This is a genomic window from Kitasatospora sp. NPDC089509 (genome assembly GCF_044749365.1).
In the GTDB taxonomy this organism is placed as follows: Bacteria; Actinomycetota; Actinomycetes; order Streptomycetales; family Streptomycetaceae; genus Kitasatospora.
The window spans coordinates 131,590-148,463 of sequence record NZ_JBIVHS010000005.1 but is presented as its reverse complement, the minus strand read 5'-3'; the positions used below and the strand labels follow the sequence as shown (position 1 = coordinate 148,463).

Here is a 16,874-nt window from a genome sequence, read left to right as displayed (position 1 = left end):
GCTCGTACCCGAATACCTCAGGTTACCGGCCAGACGGGTACGGGGTTCAAATCGGTATCGTCCGGCTCCCCCCATCCACGGTCACCTGCCGTTCACCCGTCCGAGTGAGTTGACAATCATTTCCACTTCACATGAGAATGATTGTCATGATGATCGGACTGCTCAGCCGCCGGACCCGCAAGACCGCCGCCCTCGCCGTGACCGCCCTCGCCTCCGCACTGGCCCTCACGGCCTGCGGCAGCGGCGGCAGCAGCAGCGCCAAGGGCACGGACGGCAAGCTGAACGTGGTCGCCTCCTTCTACCCGATGGAGTTCCTGGCCCGGCAGATCGGCGGGGAGCACGTCTCGGTCACCGACCTCACCGCGCCCGGCGTCGAGCCGCACGACCTGGAGCTCACCGCCAAGCAGGTCGCCAACGTCCAGAAGGCCGACGCGATCATCTACCTCAAGGGCCTGCAGCCGACCGTCGACCAGGCCGTCGACCAGTCCTCCAGCAAGCACCGGATCGACGCCACCGCGGCCAGCCCGCTGGTCGACCACCACCTCGACGAGGGCACCGCCGGGGCCGACGGCCACCAGCACGAGGGCCCGGCCGGCGACCCGCACATCTGGCTCGACCCGACCCGCTACGCCTCGATCGCCAAGAGCGTCGGCGCCGAGTTCGCCAAGGCCGACCCGACGCACGCCGCCGACTACCAGAAGAACACCGACGAACTGGTCACCAAGCTCACCGCCCTGGACCAGGACTTCCAGGCCGGGCTGAAGGACGTCAAGACCAAGACCTTCGTCACCAGCCACGCCGCCTTCGGCTACCTCGCCGACCACTACGGCCTCACCCAGGTCGCCATCAACGGCGTCGACCCGGAGTCCGAGCCCACCCCGGCCCGCCTCGCCGAGGTGCAGAAGGCCGCCAAGGACAACGGCGTCACCACGGTGTTCTTCGAGACCCTGGTCAGCCCCAAGCTCGCCGACACCGTCGCCAAGGACCTCGGCCTCAAGACCGCCGTCCTGGACCCGCTGGAAGGCGTCAAGGACCCGTCGAAGGACGACTACCTGAGCGTCATGCGGCAGAACCTGGCCAACCTCCGGGCCGCCCTCGGCGCCCCCGACAGCGCCCCCGCCGCCTCCGCCACCCCCACCCCCGCGAGCTGACGGGACGCACCGCCATGACCCACCCGATACCCCCGGCCGTCCGCCTCCGTGACGCCGTCGCCTCGCGCGGCGGCCGGCCGGTGCTGCGCGGCGTCGACCTCACCGTGGCCCCCGGCGAGGTGGTCGCCCTGCTCGGCGCCAACGGCTCCGGCAAGTCGACCACCGTCAAGGCCGTGATCGGCTCCGTGCCGCTGGAACAGGGCGACCTGGAGCTGTTCGGCACCCCGTACGGCTCCTTCCGCGCCTGGCACCGGATCGGGTACGTCCCCCAGCGCACCACCGCCGCCTCCGGCGTCCCGGCCACCGTGCGCGAGGTGGTCTCCACCGGCCGGCTGGCGCAGCACCGGCTGCTGCCCTTCCGCCGCCGGGACCGCGCCGCGGTGGACCGCGCGCTGGCGGCCGTCGGCATGCTGGACCGGGCCGGGGACGGCGTCGCCGACCTGTCCGGCGGCCAGCAGCAGCGGGTGCTGATCGCCCGCGCCCTGGTCGGCACCCCCGACCTGCTGATCATGGACGAGCCGATGGCCGGCGTGGACGCCGCCAGCCAGCAGGTGCTCGCCGACACCCTGCGCGCCGAGGTCGGGCGCGGCGCCTCCGTCCTGCTCGTGCTGCACGAACTCGGGCCGCTGGAGCCGCTGATCGACCGCGCCGTGGTGCTCCGGGACGGCTGCGTCGCGCACGACGGCCCGCCGGTGCCCAACACCGGCCTGCACGCGCTGCCCGGCCACGACCACGTCCACCCGCACGCCGACCTCACCCCGCCGAGGCTGCTCGCATGACCGAGATGCTCTCCTACGACTTCATGCAGCGCGCCCTGCTCGCCGCCGTGCTGGTCGGGATCACCGCCCCCGCCGTCGGCATCTACCTGGTGCAGCGCCGCCAGGCCCTGATGGGCGACGGCATGGGCCACGTCGCGATGACCGGCGTCGGCCTCGGCTTCATCTTCCAGACCAGCCCGGTCTGGATGGCCGTGCTGGTCTGCGTGCTCGGCGCGGTCACCATGGAGCTGGTCCGCTCGCGCGGCAACCAGCGCGGCGACATCGCCCTCGCGATGCTCTTCTACGGCGGCATGGCCTGCGGCAAGCTGCTGGTCTCGATGTCCGCCCAGGCCGGGGCCGGCTCGCTGGAGAGCTACCTGTGGGGCTCGATCCTCACCGTCGCCCCCGCCGACCTGGCCACCATCGCGGTGCTCGGCGCGGTGGTCATCGCGGTCACCGTCGGCCTGCGCCGCCAGCTCTTCGCGATCTGCCAGGACGAGGACTTCGCCCGGGTCACCGGTGTGCCGGTGCGCACCCTCAACCTGCTGCTCGCGGTGATGGCCGCGGTCACCGTCACGGTCGCCATGCGGGTGGTCGGACTGCTCCTGGTCAGCGCCCTGATGGTGGTCCCGGTGGTCGCCGCCCAGCAGCTCACCCGCTCCTTCGCCGCCACCCAGGCGGCCTCGATCGCGCTCGGCGTGGTGGTCTCGCTGGCCGGCGTCACCGGCTCCTACCAGCTGGACGTGCCCTCCGGCCCGGCCATCGTGCTGCTCGCCATCGCGGTCTTCGCGGTGTTCAGCCTGATCGCCGCACCGCTCGCCCGGCGCCGCCACCGCCGCGGCGACGCCGACGGCACCGACCCGGGGCCGCAGGTCTGCGACGTCCGGATCCCCGGCCAAACACCCGGCCAAGTCCCGGGAAAGACTTCCTCCGACACGACCACTCCGGAGCGGGGGGCCGGGCTGGCACAATGAGGTGCGTGACGCCCACGACCCCAGGAGGACCCACGGTGACCACCGCAGGCCCGTCGCCGCGCGCCCGCTCGACCAGGCAGCGTGCCGCCGTCTCGGCGGCCCTGGACGAGATCGCTGACTTCCGCAGCGCCCAGGAGCTCCACGACCTGCTCAAGCACCGCGGGGACTCCGTCGGTCTGACCACGGTCTACCGCACCCTGCAGTCGCTCGCCGACGCCGGCGAGGTGGATGTGCTGCGCACCGCCGACGGCGAGGCCGTCTACCGCCGGTGCAGCAGCGGGCACCACCACCACCTGGTCTGCCGGCACTGCGGCGCCACCGTCGAGGTCGAGGGCCCCGCGGTCGAACGCTGGGCCAACTCGGTCGCCGCCGAACACGGGTTCAGCGACATCGCGCACACCCTGGAGATCTTCGGCACCTGCGCGGACTGCGCCAAGAAGGCCTGACGCCCGTACCGGGGCAGCCGGTGCGGACGACGCCGAAGGGCCCGCGGGAATCCTCCCGCGGGCCCTTCGGCGTTGCCGTCGACACCGGGTGTCGCTGCCGGACCGTCAGCGCTGGGCCGGCAGCTCCAGCCCACCGCCGGGCAGCTCGTTCGGGATCGCCCCGCCGAAGCGGCGGTCGCGCATCGCGAACTGCTCGCAGGCGCGCCACAGGTCACGGCGGTCGAAGTCCGGCCAGAGCACGTCCTGGAACACGAACTCGGCGTACGCGGACTGCCAGAGCAGGAAGTTGGAGGTGCGCTGCTCGCCGCTGGGGCGCAGGAAGAGGTCCACGTCCGGCATGTCCGGGTGGTACATGTACCTGGCGAGGGTCTTCTCGTTGACCTTCTTCGGGTCCAGCCGCCCGGCCGCCACGTCCAGCGCGAGCGCCTGTGCGGCGTCGGCGAGTTCGGCCCGGCCGCCGTAGTTGACGCACATGTAGAGCGTCACGGCGTCGTTGCCCTTGGTCTGCTCCTCGGCGACCTGGAGCTCCTGGACGACGCTCTTCCACAGCTTGGGCATCCGACCGGCCCAGCGGATCCGCACGCCCATCGCGTCCATCTCGTCCCGGCGGCGGCGGATGACGTCCCGGTTGAAGTTCATCAGGAACTTCACCTCGTCGGGCGAGCGCTTCCAGTTCTCGGTGGAGAAGGCGTACAGCGAGATGTTCTTGACGCCGAGCTCGATCGCGCCCTTGAGGACGTCCAGCACGACGGACTCGCCGACCTTGTGGCCCTCGGTGCGGGGCAGCCCGCGCTCCTTGGCCCAACGGCCGTTGCCGTCCATCACGATGGCGACGTGGTCGGGGACCAGCTCGCCGGGGATCTTCGGGGGCTTGGCGCCGCTGGGGTGCGGGGTCGGGGGGGTGTAGTCCCGCTGCTTGCCGCCGCCGAAGAGCCGTCGCGCTGCCATGTGCTCACTTCTCCACGTATCTCATCGAGCGGATGCCCCGCTCCAGGTGCCACTGCAGATAGGCCGCGACCAGGCCGCTGCCCTCCCGCCAGTACCGCGGCTCGCAGGCGTCGGCCGTCCGCCAGTCCCCTGACAGCAGCGCCCCGAGCAGTACCAGTGTCTCAGGGGAGGGTACGGCACATCCGGGCACTCGGCAGTCCGCGCAGAGGACCCCGCCCGCCTGCAGCGAGAAGAAACGGTTCGGCCCGTCCAGGCCGCACTTGGCGCAGTCGGTGAAGCTCGCGCCGTACCCGTTCACCGCGAGCGAGCGCAGCAGGAAGGCGTCCAGCACCAGGTGCGACTCGTGCGTCCCGGCCGCCAGCGTGCGCAGCCCGCCCACCAGCAGCAGGTACTGCTGGACGGCCGGCTCGCCCTCGTTCTCGGCGAAGCGCTCGGCCGTCTCCAGCATCGCGGTGCCCGCGGTGTAGCGGCCGTAGTCGGTGACGATCGAACCGCCGTACGGCGCGATGGTCTCCACCTGGGTGCACAGCGGCAGCCCGCGCCCGATCAGCTCGCTCCCCCGGCTGAAGAACTGCACGTCCACGTGCGAGAACGGCTCCAGTCGGGCGCCGAACTTGGACTTGGTCTTGCGCACCCCGCGCGCCACCGCGCGCACCTTGCCGTGCTGGCGGGTCAGCAGGGTGATGATCCGATCGGCCTCGCCGAGCTTCTGCGCCCGCAACACGACGCCGTCGTCCCGGAAAAGACTCATGCCCACCATTGTCCACCAGCGACGGACAGCGGCGGACAGCCGTGTTGCCCGCACCGGGGGCCGTGGGGGAGGACCACTGCGGTGCGGGTCACGGCGGGCCCGGAGGGGGGTGCGGGCCCGTTTGTGGGGGATTCGGAAGGTCCTCGGGCGGGCTGCGGCCCACCGCGTTCTGGTACGGCCCCCACCTGTTCTCGACGGCGCTACAGGTTCTCGTACGGCGCCCTGGTCGCCGCCTCCAGCAGCGCCGGCACCCGCCCCTTCGGCAGGTCCAGGCAGCTGCCGACCGCCGCCAACGCGTCCCGCTCCTGCGGCAGGTAGCGCCCGTCCGCCAGGGCGATCGCGGCCCCCTGCAGCAGCAGCCGCTCCCGGCCCTGCTCGGCCAGGTACGGGGCGAGCGGTTCGAGCACCGCGTGCAGCTCCACCGCCAGGCCCCCGGACATCCCGCGGGCCTCGTGGAGTTCGTCGCCGAGCCCGGACAGCGCGGCGAGCGCGGCCAGCACCTGGGCCTCCCCGCAGTCCTCGAACCCGGCCTCGCGCACCGCCGTGCAGGCCGCCTCGCGGGCCGCCCGGTGGGCGGTGCCGCCGGCCGCGAGCAGCGCCAGCGCGATGGTGTACTGGGCGTCCCGCAGCATCGCGCCGAGGCGCACGCTGGTGGGCTGCTCCAGGGCTTCGACGCCGTGGCGCCCGTGGCAGCTGGTGCACTGCACGCTGCCGATCACCGGCCCGAGCGGGACGACCGGCGTCCCCAGCAGCCGCAGCCACCGCCGGCCGTGCTGCCGGCGGTAGTTGCGGTCCCCGCCGCAGCCCGGACAGAAGAAGTCACCGAGAACGTCGGTCCGCCACCTCGGGCGAACACCCCACAACCTGGTCACGGCGCCACTCCCCAGACATGGCAGGCGGCCTGCACAACGAAGGGCAGGTCACGCGACCGGATGCCGAGGCCGTCCCACCGACCCGGCTCTCCGGTGGATCGATGTTGCCATGGTTACCGGCACGTGTCAGTACCTCGAACGGCTTCCGATCCGAAAAAGTGTGGCGCAGGCCACAATGCGGGGCGCGCACGGCGAAGGGCCGCCCCGGGGGACGGCCCTTCGCGTACCACCCGTACGAATTAGCCGCGCTGCGCGCGGTTGACGGCGCTGATCATCGCCTTCAGCGAGGCCAGCACGGTGTTGCCGTCGATGCCCACGCCCCACAGCACCTTGCCGTCCACCGCGCACTCGACGTACGCGGCGGCCTGGGCGTCGCCGCCCTCGCTCAGCGCGTGCTCGGCGTAGTCCAGCACCCGTACGTCCACGCCGATCCGGGCCAGCGCGTCCGCGAAGGCCGAGACCGGGCCGTTGCCGGTGCCGGACAGGGTCACCGGCACGCCGTCCACCACGGCCTCGGCGGTCAGCGCGTCCCGGCCGTCCTCGGTGGTCAGGGTGCGCGAGCCGGCCAGCGACAGCCGGCCCCACGGGTTCCCGGGCGTCGGCAGGTACTCGTCCTCGAAGACCCGCCAGATCTCCGCCGGGCTGACCTCGCCGCCCTCGGCGTCGGTCTTGGCCTGGATGATCCGGGAGAACTCGATCTGCATCCGGCGCGGCAGGTCCAGCTTGTGGTCGTTCTTCAGGACGTACGCCACCCCGCCCTTGCCGGACTGGCTGTTGACCCGGATCACCGCCTCGTAGGTGCGGCCGACGTCCTTCGGGTCGATCGGCAGGTACGGCACGCCCCAGACGTGCTCGGCCACCGGCACCCCGGCCGCCTTCGCGTCCGCCTCCAGGACGTCGAAGCCCTTCTTGATGGCGTCCTGGTGCGAGCCGGAGAAGGAGGTGTAGACCAGGTCACCGGCGTACGGGTGGCGCGGGTGCACCTCCATCTGGTTGCAGTACTCGGCGGTGCGGCGCACCTCGTCGATGTCGGAGAAGTCGATCTGCGGGTCGACGCCCTGCGAGAACAGGTTCATCCCCAGCGTCACCAGGTCGACGTTGCCGGTCCGCTCGCCCTGCCCGAACAGGCACCCCTCGATCCGGTCCGCGCCCGCCATGTAGGCCAGTTCGGCCGAGGCCACCGCGGTGCCCCGGTCGTTGTGCGGGTGCACCGACAGGCAGACGGACTCCCGGCGGGACAGGTGGCGCGACATCCACTCGAACTGGTCGGCCTGGACGTTCGGGGTGGCCCGCTCGATGGTGGCCGGCAGGTTCAGGATGATCTCGCGGCCCTCGCCCGGCTGCCAGACGTCCATCACCGCCTCGCAGACCTCCAGGGCGAAGTCCAGCTCGGTGTCCACGAAGATCTCCGGCGAGTACTGGTAGCCGAAGACGGTGTCGTCGCCCAGCAGCTTCTCCGCGTACTCCATCACCAGCCGGGTGCCGTCCACCGCGATCGCCTTGGTGGCCGCCCGGTCGTTGCGGAACACCACCCGGCGGAACAGCGGCGCGGTCGCGTTGTACAGGTGCACGGTCGCCCGCGGGGCGCCGACCAGCGACTCCACGGTCTTCTCGATCAGCTCCTCGCGCGCCTGGGTCAGCACCGAGATGGTGACGTCCTCCGGGATCGCCCCCTCCTCGATCAGCGACCGCACGAAGGCGTGGTCGGTGGCGCCGGAGGACGGGAAGCCGACCTCGATCTCCTTGTAGCCCATGGCCACCAGCAGGTCGAACATCTTCCGCTTGCGGGCCGGGGACATCGGGTCGATCAGCGCCTGGTTGCCGTCCCGCAGGTCGGTGGAGAGCCAGCGCGGCGCCTTGGTGATCACCTTGTCCGGCCAGGTGCGGTCCGGCAGGTCGACGGTGCCGAACGGCAGGTAGCGCCCGTACCGCATGCCCGAGGGCTGCTGGCGCACGGAGGCGGCGGTGATCGGGGTCGGCCGGTCGACGAAGGCGGGAGCGGCGGGGACGGACGCGGCGGAGCTCTGCTCGGTCATGGAGGTGACTCTCGGCTTCCTGTGGATGCGTGGTGCGGGCGGGTCGGGAGGGATCAACACCGACTGGCCGGCCTCTGCTGCGCTCGCGACACACCGTTGGGTCGCCGATTCCGCGCACAGCTCGTTCCCCGCGGCGAGGGAGCCGGCCCCAGTGGCTACAGGCCCTCGACGCGGCAGCTAAGAAGAAGCAGCCCGTTGCGCATGATGGAACCCAGCGTAACCCAGGCCCGCGCGCCCCCGAAGTGATCCGGGCTCCCGTTCCACTCCTTGAGACGACGGCCGGACATGCCGAAAGTGGTGACAACCGGTCATCGGAGCCTCACCCTGGGCCACATGACTGCCGCAGTACGGATCCACGCGATCGTCCCGCCGTACGTCCTGGACCGCCTCGCCGAGGCCGGTCACGAGCCCGCCGTCCGCTCCCTCGCGCTCGACGCCGCGCACCGCGCGGCCCGTCTCACCGCTCCCCCGCCGGCCGCCGCCGACCCCGGCCTCAGCCGGCTGATCGCCGACTCCGGGCACGCCCAGCGGCTGCCCGGGCACACCGTCCGCACCGAGGGCCAGACCCCGGTCGCCGACGCCTCCGTCAACCACGCCTACGACGGCCTCGGCGCCACCTTCGCGCTCTACTCCGAGGTCTTCGGGCGCGACTCGATCGACGGCCACGGGCTGCGCCTGGACGCCAGCGTGCACTACGGGCAGAACTACGACAACGCCTTCTGGAACGGCCGGCAGATGGTCTTCGGCGACGGGGACGGCGAGATCTTCGGCGACTTCACCGCCTGCATCGACGTCATCGGCCACGAACTCACCCACGGCGTCACCCAGTTCACCGCCGGACTGCAGTACCAGGACCAGCCCGGGGCGCTGAACGAGTCGATCTCCGACGTCTTCGGCTCGCTGGTCAAGCAGTACGCGCTGCACCAGGACGCCGCCTCCGCCGACTGGTTGATCGGCGCCGGACTGCTCGCCCCCGGCGTCCAGGGCGTGGCGCTGCGCTCGATGAAGGCCCCCGGCACCGCCTACGACGACCCGCAGCTCGGCAAGGACCCGCAGCCCGCGCACATGCGGGACTACGTGGACACCGGCGAGGACAACGGCGGGGTGCACATCAACTCCGGCATCCCCAACCACGCGTTCTACCTGCTGGCCACCGCCCTCGGCGGGCACTCCTGGGAACTGGCCGGGCGGATCTGGTACGACACCCTGACCGGTGGCGGGCTGCCCGCCACCGCCGACTTCACCGACTTCGCCCGGGCCACCGTGGCCGCCGCCAGGGCACGCCACCCCGACCGGCCCTCGGTCGCGGACACCGTGACGGCCTCCTGGGCGCAGGTCGGCGTCAGCCCCGGCTGAGCCGGCCCGCCGGACGGTGCGGCGACCGGCCCGGCGACCGGGACGGTGACCGGTGCGGCGCCCGGGGCGATGACCGGGACCGACCGGATCGCCGCCGGTTGAGACCGGGTTGAGACCGACTTAAGGTCACGGTCGGGGAAAAGTGCCACAAAAGCCTTCCCTGGGTAGCACCATGGACACCATGCGTATCCAGGTGACCCGGACCGGCGGCCTCGCCGGAATCGTCCGCCACGCGGAGCTCGACACCATCGACCGCGCGGACGCCCCGCACGTCCACGCGCTCGCCCGCGAAGCCGTCGCGGGCGGGCTGCGCGCCCCCTCGTACGGCGTGCCGGACGGCTTCCACTACGAGATCACCGTCGACGGGCGGACGGTGTACTGCGCCGACCCCAAACTCACCGACTCCCAGCGGGAGTTGCTCTCCCTGGTGCTGCGCGAGGGGGCCTGAGCCCGGAACGGCGCGGGCCCGCCCGGACGCACCCGGCGTCCGAACGGGCCCACGGGCTCCCGGGCGTGGCGTCAGAAGCCGAGCTTGCGCAGCTGCTTGGGGTCGCGCTGCCAGTCCTTGGCCACCTTGACGTGCAGGTCCAGGTAGACCGGCGTGCCGAGCAGCGCCTCGATGTGCTTGCGGGCGGTGGTGCCGACGTGCTTGAGCCGCGAGCCCTTGGCGCCGATCACGATCGCCTTCTGGCTCTGCCGCTCGATGTAGACGTTGGCGTGGATGTCCAGCAGCGGACGGTCCGCCGGGCGTCCCTCGCGCGGCAGCATCTCCTCGACCACGACGGCCAGCGAGTGCGGCAGTTCGTCCCGCACGCCCTCCAGGGCGGCCTCACGGATCAGCTCGGCGACCATGATCTGCTCGGGCTCGTCGGTGAGGTCGCCCTCCGGGTAGAGCTGGTCGCCCTCCGGCAGCAGCTTGGTGAGCAGGTCCGCGACCAGCTCGACCTGCTTGTCGCCGACCGCCGAGACCGGGATGATCTCGGCCCACTCGAAGCCCAGCTCCAGGCCGAGCTGGTGGATGGCGATGAGCTGCTCGGCCAGCCGCTTGGAGTCGACCAGGTCGGTCTTGGTGACGATGGCGACCTTGGGGGTCTTCTTGATCCCGGCGATCTCCTTGGCGATGAACTTGTCGCCGGGGCCGATCTTCTGGTCGGCGGGCAGGCAGAAACCGATCACGTCGACCTCGGCCCAGGTGGTGCGGACCAGGTCGTTGAGGCGCTCGCCGAGCAGGGTGCGGGGCTTGTGCAGTCCGGGGGTGTCGACCAGCACGAGCTGGGCGTCCGGGCGGTGCACGATGCCGCGCACGGTGTGCCGGGTGGTCTGCGGGCGGTCGGAGGTGATCGCGACCTTCGTCCCCACCAGGGCGTTGGTCAGGGTCGACTTGCCCGCGTTGGGACGGCCGACGAAGCACGCGAACCCGGAGCGGTACGAGGAGGAAGGGGCATTCATGGGCTCCATTCTCCCTGATCACCGGAGCCGCGCCGTCCGGGGCCGGTCGACCGGGCCGATCAGCCCTTGCCGCCGCCCCGGCCGACCAGCGAGAACACCACCAGCAACAGCAGGAAGACGAGTGAACCCCAGAGCCAGTAGACCGTGCCGGTCTCCTGCCACTTGCCCATCCCCATCACGAACAGCACCAGCCCGGCGACGAACGCCAACGCCCCCATGCCCCAGCCCCTCACCGAGTTCACTCCCCCGGTGAGATTATCTGCTTAATACAGGGGGGCAAGGGCCTCCGGCGACCGCTCAGCGGGCCTCGGCCGCCACCCGCAGCGTCCCGTCCGGACCGGCCAGCAGCACCGGCGTACCGGCCCCGCCCAGGTCCCGCACGGCCGCCAGGTCGGCCTCGGCCGGCTGCTCGGCCTCGCTCACCACGGCGGCCGCCTCCAGCGACTTCGCACCGCTGGCCACCGCCATCGCCACCGCCGTCTGCAGGGCGCTCAGCCGCAGCGACTCCAGCGCGACCGTCCCGGCCACGTAGGTGCGACCGGTCTCGTCACGCACCGCGGCCCCCTCGGCCACGCCGTTGCGGGCGCGGGCCGAGCGGGCCAGGGTGATGATCTTCTTGTCCTCGGGGTCGAGCTCGACGATGTCACTGATGTCACTCATGCCGCCGAGCATAAGCCGCCCCCTCATCCGCCCCGAGCCTCGGCCTGGAGGCGAGCGGGCGAGATTTCAGTGGCCGACCGGGTGGGTCCGCCCGGGGTTCGGGTTGAGGACCTTGACGAAGGTCTTCGCGGCGCCGGACGGCAGTTGCTCCTCGCGACCGATCCGGTCCTGCCAGAACGGGTTGTCGTGCGGCAGGTGGCTGCTCACCCGGCCGTACATCCCGAAGGTGGTCACGACGATCCCGAAGATGAACGCGAACAGCACGTTCGACATCCGGAAGTTGAGGATGTTCGCCTCCGGCCGGCCGAGTACCGTCAGCCCGTAGAAGCCGGACAGCACGAACAGCACCCCGACCACCAGGTTGAGGTTGGAGGCGAAGTTCCCGCCGATCACCGCCCCGGCCAGCAGCACCGCGCCCGCGATGATGGACAGGATGCTCAGCGCCCCGTTGGTCGACAGCCCGGCGATCCGGTCGCCGTGGGTGGCCAGGAAACCGGGGTGGTCGGCCAGCCCCAGGATCCCGAACACGATCAGGAAGATCCCCCCGGCCCCCGCCCCGACCCGCCACACCAGGGCGAGTCGGCGATCGACGGTCGGCAGTTCGTCTTGCAGCTTCATGGCGACCTCCAGAGCTCAGCCATGGCCTTGCCGCGCCGGCCCTCCGGCTGACTGTCAGGGGCTAGCTGTAGGGGTGGCTCCCCTGCAGGTGCGGCGTCTCGTGCATGTAGAGCGAGCCGCACTGCTGGCAGCAGCGCAACCCGGTGCCCCAGTCCTGCTCGGGCCGCGTCTCGGCGTCGTCGGGCATGGTCCGGCCGCAGAGCGCGGTCGACGGGTCCTCGTCCCGCACCACGTGCCAGGACCTGACCCCGCCGGCCGCCCCCTGCGGGCCGTACTCCGCGCGCAGTTTGTGCGTCATGCCCTCCATGGTCGCGCGGCGACCGCCCACCCGCTACTCGCCCGCGCCCTCCGCCACGACGGCCGACCCGCGCACCGGCGAGGCCACCATCGAACCGATCCGGTTGCGCCGCCCGGCCGAGGACTCGGCGGTCAGCAGGATGCCGGTCAGACCGTCCGCGGCCGGCTCGGGCAGCGGGATCTCGCAGGCCGAGCCGGGGATCGGCACCCGGCCGAGGTGCTTGGCCAGCAGGCCGCCGACGGTCTCGACGTCCTCGTCCTCCAGCTCGATGCCGAACAGCTCGCCGAGGTCCTCCACCAGCAGCCGGGCGGTGATCCGGTACGAGCCGTCGCCGAGGTCCTCGATCGGGGCGATCTCCCGGTCGTACTCGTCGGTGATCTCGCCGACAATCTCCTCCAGGACGTCCTCGATGGTGACCAGGCCCGCCGTGCCGCCGTACTCGTCGATCACGATCGCGACGTGCGAGCGGCGCTGCTGCATCTCGCGCAGCAGGTCGCCGGCCGGCTTGGAGTCCGGCACGAACACGGCCGGGCGCATCACCGCGCCGACCTCCTCGGCCTCCGCCTCCCGGTTGATGTGGGTGCGGCGCACCAGGTCCTTGAGGTAGACGATGCCGACCACGTCGTCCTCGTTGTCGCCGACCACCGGGATCCGGGAGAAGCCCGAGCGCAGCGCCAGGGTGAGCGCCTGCCGGACGGTCTTGTGCCGCTCGATCATCACCAGGTCGGTGCGCGGCACCATCACCTCGCGCACGATGGTGTCGCCCAGTTCGAAGACCGAGTGCACCATCCGGCGCTCCTCGTCCTCGATCAGGTCGTCCTTCTCCGCGAGGTCGACCAGCGCCCGCAGCTCCGCCTCGGAGGAGAACGGCCCCTCCCGGTAGCCCTTGCCCGGGGTCAGCGCGTTGCCGAGCAGGATCAGCAGCCGCGGGATCGGGCCCAGCACCGCCGCCAGCGGCAGCAGCACGAAGGAGGCCGCGGTCGCGGTGGAGACCGGGTGCTGGCGCCCGATCGTGCGCGGCGAGACGCCGACCGCGACGAAGGACACCAGCACCATCACGCCGAACGCCAGCAGGATGGCCTGCCAGGTCGGGTGGATGTTGCGCACGCACACCGCGGTGACCAGCACCGCGGCCGCCATCTCGCTGGCGACCCGGATCAGGGTCGCCAGGTTGAGGTAGCGGACCGGGTCGGAGGCGACGGCCAGCAGCCGGGCGGAGCCGCGCCGCCCGTTGCGCACGGCCTCCTCCGCCCGGAACCGGGAGACCCGGGAGATGCCCGCCTCGGCGCACGCGGCCAGCCAGCCGAGCACGACCAGGGCCACGGCACCGAGGATGAAGCTCGTACTCTCACCACTCACAGGAGTTCGGGCCCCGCGCTCAGTGGGTGGTGGGGGCCGGGGAGATGCCGCCGAGGCCCCGGCCCGCCCGCCAGTCGTCCAGGATCCGCTTCTGGAGGGCGAACATCTCCTCCTCCTCCTCGGGCTCCTCGTGGTCGTAGCCGAGGACGTGCAGCACGCCGTGGACGGTGAGCAGCTGCAGCTCCTCGTCCATCGAGTGCTTGGAGGGGGCCGCCTTGCCCTGCTGCTCGGCGACCTCGGGGCAGAGCACGATGTCGCCGAGCAGGCCCTGCGGCAGCTCCTCGCCCTCCTTGCCGGGACGCAGCTCGTCCATCGGGAACGACATCACGTCGGTCGGTCCGGGCAGGTCCATCCACTGGATGTGCAGCTCCTCCATCGCCGCACCGTCCACCAGGATCACGGACAGCTCGGACTGCGGGTGGATCCGCATCTTGTCCAGGGCGAAGCGGGCGACGTCGAGGATGGCTTCCTCATCGGCGTCCCAACCGGACTCGTTGGCGATGTCGATCGACATGACGGGAGGTGTGCTCAGCTTTCGGTGCGATGGGACTGGCGGGGTGCGCGCGCCGCGGCGGTCTTGCCGGGGCGCCGCTGGGCCGGCTTGCGGTCGGCCGGGGCGTTCTGCTCGGCCTCCTGCCGGGCGTCCCAGCGCTCGTAGGCGTCCACGATCCGGCCGACCAGCTTGTGGCGGACCACGTCGGTGCTGGTGAGGACGGAGAAGTGGATGTCCGGGACGTCGACCAGGATCTCCTGGACGACCTTGAGACCACTGCGGGTGCCGCCCGGGAGGTCGATCTGGCTGGTGTCGCCGGTGACCACCACCCGGGAGTTGAACCCGAGGCGGGTGAGGAACATCTTCATCTGCTCGGGCGAGGTGTTCTGGGCCTCGTCCAGGATGATGAAGGCGTCGTTGAGGGTGCGGCCGCGCATGTAGGCGAGCGGGGCGACCTCGATGGTGCCGGCCGCCATCAGGCGCGGGATGGAGTCCGGGTCCATCATGTCGTGCAGCGCGTCGTACAGCGGGCGCAGGTAGGGGTCGATCTTCTCGTAGAGGGTGCCGGGCAGGAAGCCCAGCCGCTCCCCCGCCTCGACCGCCGGCCGGGTCAGGATGATCCGGTTGACCTCCTTGGCCTGGAGGGCCTGGACGGCCTTGGCCATCGCCAGGTAGGTCTTGCCGGTGCCGGCCGGGCCGAGGCCGAAGACGATCGTGTGCTTGTCGATCGCGTCGACGTAGCGCTGCTGGTTGAGCGTCTTGGGGCGGATGGTGCGGCCCCGGTTGGACAGGATGTTCGCGGTGAACACCTGGGACGGCGCCGGGCCGTCCGGGTCCTCCTCGCGGAGCATGGCGATGGAGCGCTCCACGGAGTCCTCCGTCAGGGGCTGGCCGGTGCGCAGCACCAGCATCATCTCGTTGAAGAGCTTCTGCACGAGGGCGACCTCGGCGCGCTCCCCGGTGGCGGTCACCTCGTTGCCGCGGACGTGGATGTCGGCGGCCGGGAAGCCCTGCTCGATCACGCGCAGCAGCGAGTCGGCCGTGCCGAGCAGGGTGACCATCGGGTGCTTCTCGGGGATGACGATCCGGGCGCTCACCCGGCCGTCCCCGGCCGGTTCGGGGCGCGACTGTCCGTCGGTACGGGTCTGCGATGTCTCACTCATGGGTCGGCGCTGGGCCTGCCTCATCCCATCCGTGGTGTCGTGTGCCGCTCGGTCTCTCCGGGGCACCAGGGTACGCCGCGAGCGTGATCGCTGCGGCGGGCGGCGGGGCCGCACCCGTCGATGCTGCGGCAGATCGCGGGGTGATGCGAGCGCTTTTCGCCCGGCCCGCCGCGGCGTTCACGGGTGGCGGCGGGCCGGGACCGGCACCCGCGCGAGGTCCTCGGCGAGCACCAGCTCCCCGTCGAAGTGCTTGCGGGCGTCGGCCAGGTGCTGCCCCAGGTCCGGGTAGCGCTGGGAGAAGTGGGTCAGCACCAGGGTGCGCACCCCGGCCTCGGCGGCGGCCTTGGCGGCCTGGCCGGCGGTGAGGTGGCCGTGCTCCTCGGCGAGCCGGGCGTCGGCGTCGCTGAAGGTCGCCTCGACCACCAACAGGTCGGCGCCCTCGGCTAGTTGGTGCACGCCCTCGCAGAGCCGGGTGTCCATCACGAAGGCGAACCGCTGGCCCGGCCGCGGCTCGCTGACCTGGTCCAGGGTGACGGTGCGGCCGTCCGCCTCGATCGCGCCCTCGTGCTGGAGCCGGCCGACCGCGGGGCCGTGCACGCCGAACGCGGCGAGCCGCTCGGGCACCAGGCGGCGCCCGTCCGGCTCGGACAGCCGGTAGCCGAAGGACTCCACCGGGTGGTCGAGGCGGACCGCGTCCAGTGCGAAGCGGGCGCCGGGCGCGGGCAGCGGGCCGGGCTCGTCGATCGGCCGGGGCCGCAGCACCGCCGTCTCGTGGTAGGCGGTGGCGTGCCGCAGCCGCTCGAAGTAGACCTCGCCGGAGGCCGGGAAGTAGACGTCCACCGGGTGCGGGACCCGGTCAAGGTTGATCCGCTGGATCACCCCGGCGAGGCCCAGGCAGTGGTCGCCGTGGAAGTGGGTCACGGCGATCCGGGTGATCTGGGTGGCCGAGACCCCGGCGTGCAGCATCTGCCGCTGGGTGCCCTCGCCGGGGTCGAACAGCACGCCCTCGCCGTCCCAGCGGAGCAGGTAGCCGTTGTGGTTGCGGTGCCGGGTGGGCACCTGGCTGGCGGTGCCGAGGACGACGAGTTCGCGCGGGGACACCTGGGCTCAGACCATGCTCTCGGTCATGTGCCTGCCGCCGAGCACGTGCACATGGGCGTGGAAGACGGTCTGTCCGGCGCCCGCACCGGTGTTGAAGATCAGCCGGTAGTCCTGGATGCCCTCGTCCCGGGCCACCGCGCCCGCCTCGGCGAGCAGTTCACCGGCGATCTCCGGCTCGGCGGCGGCCAGCGCGGCGGCGTTCGGGTAGTGGAGGTGCGGGATGACCAGGACGTGCACGGGGGCCTTGGGGGCGATGTCGCGGAAGGCGAGGGTGCGCTCGGTCTTGCGCACCACGGTCGCCGGGATCTCGCCCGCCACGATCTTGCAGAACAGGCAGTCGGACTGCGGCTCGCCGGCCATCGGGGTCTCCTCGTTTCGGTGGGTCTCTGTCGTCGTGGCGCCGTACGGCCGCAGCCTAGGCCCTGCCCGGCCGATCTTGCC

Annotated in this window: 20 protein-coding genes; 6 read left to right on the top strand and 14 right to left on the bottom strand. The window is 71.8% G+C overall.

Annotation, left to right across the window (positions count from 1 at the left end; translation table 11 throughout):
- Positions 1 to 146 precede the first annotated feature (146 nt).
- The 4 genes from ACIP4P_RS12840 to ACIP4P_RS12825 are packed head-to-tail and all read left to right on the top strand — an operon-like array spanning position 147 to position 3,329.
- Positions 147 to 1,151, top strand: coding sequence for a metal ABC transporter substrate-binding protein (locus ACIP4P_RS12840; RefSeq protein WP_400917322.1), 1,005 nt, complete (start codon positions 147 to 149; stop codon positions 1,149 to 1,151).
- Positions 1,152 to 1,165: 14 nt separating this feature from the next.
- On the top strand, positions 1,166 to 1,930 hold the full coding sequence (locus tag ACIP4P_RS12835; protein WP_400917320.1) for a metal ABC transporter ATP-binding protein: 765 nt from the start codon (positions 1,166 to 1,168) through the stop codon (positions 1,928 to 1,930).
- On the top strand, positions 1,927 to 2,883 hold the full coding sequence (locus ACIP4P_RS12830; RefSeq protein ID WP_400917318.1) for a metal ABC transporter permease: 957 nt from the start codon (positions 1,927 to 1,929) through the stop codon (positions 2,881 to 2,883). The genes ACIP4P_RS12835 and ACIP4P_RS12830 overlap by 4 nt, the downstream gene beginning before the upstream one ends.
- Positions 2,884 to 2,918: 35 nt before the next feature.
- Positions 2,919 to 3,329, top strand: coding sequence for a Fur family transcriptional regulator (locus tag ACIP4P_RS12825; protein WP_350510991.1), 411 nt, complete (start codon positions 2,919 to 2,921; stop codon positions 3,327 to 3,329).
- A gap of 105 nt (positions 3,330 to 3,434) precedes the next feature.
- On the opposite strand, the gene ACIP4P_RS12820 is transcribed toward ACIP4P_RS12825, so the two are convergent.
- From ACIP4P_RS12820 to leuA, 4 genes are all read right to left on the bottom strand, one after another.
- Positions 3,435 to 4,277, bottom strand: coding sequence for an isoprenyl transferase (locus ACIP4P_RS12820; RefSeq protein ID WP_350510990.1), 843 nt, complete (start codon positions 4,275 to 4,277; stop codon positions 3,435 to 3,437).
- 4 nt (positions 4,278 to 4,281) lie between these two features.
- Positions 4,282 to 5,028: a DNA repair protein RecO gene (recO, locus tag ACIP4P_RS12815; protein ID WP_350510989.1), complete on the bottom strand. Its 747-nt coding sequence runs from the start codon at positions 5,026 to 5,028 to the stop codon at positions 4,282 to 4,284.
- A gap of 200 nt (positions 5,029 to 5,228) precedes the next feature.
- On the bottom strand, positions 5,229 to 5,900 hold the full coding sequence (locus ACIP4P_RS12810) for a TerB family tellurite resistance protein (protein WP_350510988.1): 672 nt from the start codon (positions 5,898 to 5,900) through the stop codon (positions 5,229 to 5,231).
- Positions 5,901 to 6,139: 239 nt separating this feature from the next.
- Positions 6,140 to 7,936: a 2-isopropylmalate synthase gene (leuA, locus tag ACIP4P_RS12805; protein ID WP_350510987.1), complete on the bottom strand. Its 1,797-nt coding sequence runs from the start codon at positions 7,934 to 7,936 to the stop codon at positions 6,140 to 6,142.
- 333 nt (positions 7,937 to 8,269) lie between these two features.
- On the opposite strand from leuA, the gene ACIP4P_RS12800 reads away from it, so the two are divergent.
- Positions 8,270 to 9,292 carry a M4 family metallopeptidase gene (locus tag ACIP4P_RS12800; RefSeq protein ID WP_400917314.1) on the top strand — a complete coding sequence of 341 codons (1,023 nt, stop codon included), beginning with the start codon at positions 8,270 to 8,272 and terminating at the stop codon, positions 9,290 to 9,292.
- A 181-nt stretch (positions 9,293 to 9,473) separates the two neighbouring features.
- Positions 9,474 to 9,740, top strand: coding sequence for a protealysin inhibitor emfourin (locus tag ACIP4P_RS12795; protein WP_350510985.1), 267 nt, complete (start codon positions 9,474 to 9,476; stop codon positions 9,738 to 9,740).
- Positions 9,741 to 9,811: 71 nt separating this feature from the next.
- Here the strand turns inward: ACIP4P_RS12795 and era are convergent, their stop codons facing one another.
- From era to ACIP4P_RS12745, 10 genes are all read right to left on the bottom strand, one after another.
- Positions 9,812 to 10,741: a GTPase Era gene (era, locus tag ACIP4P_RS12790; RefSeq protein ID WP_350510984.1), complete on the bottom strand. Its 930-nt coding sequence runs from the start codon at positions 10,739 to 10,741 to the stop codon at positions 9,812 to 9,814.
- Positions 10,742 to 10,800: 59 nt separating this feature from the next.
- Entirely contained in the window at positions 10,801 to 10,959 is a 159-nt protein-coding gene (locus ACIP4P_RS12785; protein ID WP_400917312.1) for a hypothetical protein, read from the bottom strand.
- Positions 10,960 to 11,038: 79 nt separating this feature from the next.
- On the bottom strand, positions 11,039 to 11,413 hold the full coding sequence (locus ACIP4P_RS12780; RefSeq protein ID WP_400917801.1) for a cytidine deaminase: 375 nt from the start codon (positions 11,411 to 11,413) through the stop codon (positions 11,039 to 11,041).
- A 54-nt stretch (positions 11,414 to 11,467) separates the two neighbouring features.
- A complete protein-coding gene (locus ACIP4P_RS12775) occupies positions 11,468 to 12,019 on the bottom strand; it encodes a DUF4383 domain-containing protein (protein WP_350510981.1) in 552 nt (183 codons plus the stop codon).
- Positions 12,020 to 12,080: 61 nt separating this feature from the next.
- A complete protein-coding gene (locus ACIP4P_RS12770) occupies positions 12,081 to 12,317 on the bottom strand; it encodes a hypothetical protein (RefSeq protein WP_400917310.1) in 237 nt (78 codons plus the stop codon).
- A gap of 33 nt (positions 12,318 to 12,350) precedes the next feature.
- A complete protein-coding gene (locus ACIP4P_RS12765) occupies positions 12,351 to 13,676 on the bottom strand; it encodes a hemolysin family protein (protein WP_350510979.1) in 1,326 nt (441 codons plus the stop codon).
- Positions 13,677 to 13,695: 19 nt separating this feature from the next.
- Positions 13,696 to 14,190, bottom strand: coding sequence for an rRNA maturation RNase YbeY (gene ybeY / locus ACIP4P_RS12760; RefSeq protein WP_030061268.1), 495 nt, complete (start codon positions 14,188 to 14,190; stop codon positions 13,696 to 13,698).
- Positions 14,191 to 14,204: 14 nt separating this feature from the next.
- On the bottom strand, positions 14,205 to 15,332 hold the full coding sequence (locus tag ACIP4P_RS12755; RefSeq protein WP_400917309.1) for a PhoH family protein: 1,128 nt from the start codon (positions 15,330 to 15,332) through the stop codon (positions 14,205 to 14,207).
- A gap of 177 nt (positions 15,333 to 15,509) precedes the next feature.
- Positions 15,510 to 16,433, bottom strand: a complete 924-nt coding sequence (locus ACIP4P_RS12750) for a ribonuclease Z (protein ID WP_350510978.1) — start codon at positions 16,431 to 16,433, stop codon at positions 15,510 to 15,512.
- Positions 16,434 to 16,439: 6 nt separating this feature from the next.
- On the bottom strand, positions 16,440 to 16,793 hold the full coding sequence (locus ACIP4P_RS12745) for a histidine triad nucleotide-binding protein (RefSeq protein ID WP_400917307.1): 354 nt from the start codon (positions 16,791 to 16,793) through the stop codon (positions 16,440 to 16,442).
- Positions 16,794 to 16,874: the final 81 nt, after the last annotated feature.